The sequence below is a fragment of the Deltaproteobacteria bacterium genome (genome assembly GCA_009929795.1).
Lineage (GTDB): Bacteria > Desulfobacterota > Desulfovibrionia > Desulfovibrionales > Desulfomicrobiaceae > RZZR01.
Genome location: RZZR01000273.1, coordinates 1 through 2325 on the forward strand (window position 1 = coordinate 1; position 2325 = coordinate 2325).

Below are 2325 nucleotides of genomic sequence, written 5' to 3' on the forward strand. Positions count from 1 at the left end.
CTCTTCGGTCCCCAGAAAGATGCTGGAGTTGATACCGCCCTGGACGTTGAGGTGGTTGGATACTCGCAGAACAATTTTCAGATCCGCGTCTTGACTGGAAAAACGGGGCGACAGCAGATGGGCCGATGGGTTCCCCGGGTCTGTGACCGTGCCCACCAGCCCACCCGAAGCCACGACCACCCCGTTGACCTGCACTTCACCCACGGACAGCAGTCCGGTTACGAGCAGGGCCATGGGCGGCCCATGCTCTCGCATGGCTTCAGGCAGGCGGACCCGAAGCCCATAGGTTCCGCATCCATGGGCCGAGAGCGGAATTCCTTTGGCGGTATTGCCCCGCCACATCCCCGGAACAGTGAAAAAATCCGGCTCCTCAAGGCCGGAATCAAGCATTTCTCCCCAGGCAAATTCCCACGCCCCGTCCAATCTGACTGGGCTCTGGGCGGCGAAATCCCAATCCGTGAGATCGAGACGGCCGTCATAAGCTCTCGGAGATTCCACGGCCGGACCACAACCGACACACGCGGTCAAGAGTATAAAGACGACTATGGTACTGACGCAGGCTTGCGGCGGATCGATGTGAGGTCGGGTCATGAAGAGGAGAATCTGTTCTTATGAGCCTATGAAAATGAATGCGGACGAATCTGTTGGCAGCAAAATTTCATGACCCGTGCATTGGAGATTTTTTTTGATTTGTTAGCGAGTCGGAAATTTTGCTTACTATCTGGTCAGAGTCAAGGGCCTAATAGTTTTTATTTCTTGAGAAGTTGCTCTTTAAAAATTGCGACGTAGCTTTGTAATCTCGTAATCATGGCCGAATGGAGGGAGATTGGGAAAAATTTTCCGGAAGCGAGCAAAGTGAAGAGGCGATCGGTGTGCCGCAAAAAATTATAGGGATGAGTTGAGACCCGGGGCGGCCTGTTCTGGGGCGCAAGGTATTACGCCTGATCCTTCCTGCCTCTATCCGCAGCCGCCGCCTCCGCCTGAACAAGCTCCGGCGCAGGCCCCGGTCCGTCTGACGGCAAAGGCCGATAGGTCGCTTTGAGCGTAGAGGGCCTGGAGCATGTCGGTTATGAACCCGGACACCTCATGGGCGGCCAAGCCCTGTTCCTCCAGGATGCGACGTGGCGTCTCGCCCATGGCCGCAGCCAGCACGGCCCGGCAGTCGGTCAGCGTCCGGGCCAGGGCCTGCCAACGGGCCGGCCCCCCGCCGGGGGCCGGGGCCTCCCGTTCGTCCACCCGCTCGAATCCGCCGTCCTCCATCCGCCTCCAGATTTGCAAGGTCCGGGCCTCGCCCAGATGGGCGTTGACCAGGAGGCCTTCCCTGGTGGCCACGGCTACGTGAGGCCTGTCCTCGGCTCTTCCCGACAGGGGCAGGCTGGCGCAGCGGCGCATGATCGAAGCGAACTCGGCCGAGCGGTCGGCGCTCAAAAGCCCAACGGCATCGGCCCGGCAGCGTCGACAATGGGTCATCTGACGGATGTGGCGGCCGGCCATGGTCCTTATGGAATGCATCACGGCCTTGTCTGGTTCGGCCACATGGGCCAGGGGCGTTCCAGGCGTGGGGCAGATGGGGATGCAGTTCATGATCGTCGCCCCCAAGACCTCAGCCGTCCGGGCCACTTCCCAGACGTGATGCTCGTTGACTCCGGGGATGACGATGGTGTTGACCTTGACCGCGATACCCCGCTGGACCAATCCGCCGATTGCCTGGAGCTGGCGTCCGAGCAGCACGTCGGCCGCGGCCCGCTTGCGATAGATGATCTTGCCGTCCCTGGCCCAGGCGTAGATCCTGGCCCCGATCTCAGGGTCCACCGCATTCATGGTCACGGTGGCATGGGTCAGACCCAGTTCCTTGAGGCGGTCCAGGTGCGGAGCCATCCCCAGGCCATTGGAGGACAGACAGAGAATCAGGCCAGGATAGTGTTTTCTGACCAGACGCATGGTCTCCAGGGTCTCGGCAGCGTTGGCCATGGGGTCTCCGGGTCCGGCGATGCCGACCACGGTGGTCTCCGGGGCTGCGTCCATGACCTCGTGGAGGTATTCCAGGGCCTGGGCCGGATGGAGCACGGCCGATGACACCCCGGGTCTGGATTCGTTCACGCAGTCAAACTTGCGGTCGCAATAGTTGCACTGGATGTTGCATTTGGGAGCCACGGGCAGGTGGACCCGGCCGCATCGGCCGGCCGAGGATTTCTCAAAGCAAGGATGTTGTGGGCTGGTCATGGTGTTCTCCTACATGTAGCCCCAGCCGACGGGGCTGTCGGACTGGGTCTTGGCGATGACGGCGTTGACGATGCGGTCGTAGAGTTCCTGGGTTCCTTCGTA

Annotated in this window: 2 protein-coding genes; both read right to left on the minus strand. The window is 61.0% G+C overall.

The genetic code is table 11. The annotated features are described in order from the left end of the window. Positions 1 to 390: PAS sensor protein (locus EOM25_14110; protein ID NCC26308.1), on the minus strand; the 390-nt coding region annotated here is incomplete at its 3' end. A gap of 567 nt (positions 391 to 957) precedes the next feature. Further along, complete coding sequence (locus EOM25_14115) at positions 958 to 2223, minus strand: radical SAM protein (protein ID NCC26309.1); 1266 nt, start codon at positions 2221 to 2223, stop codon at positions 958 to 960. Positions 2224 to 2325: the final 102 nt, after the last annotated feature.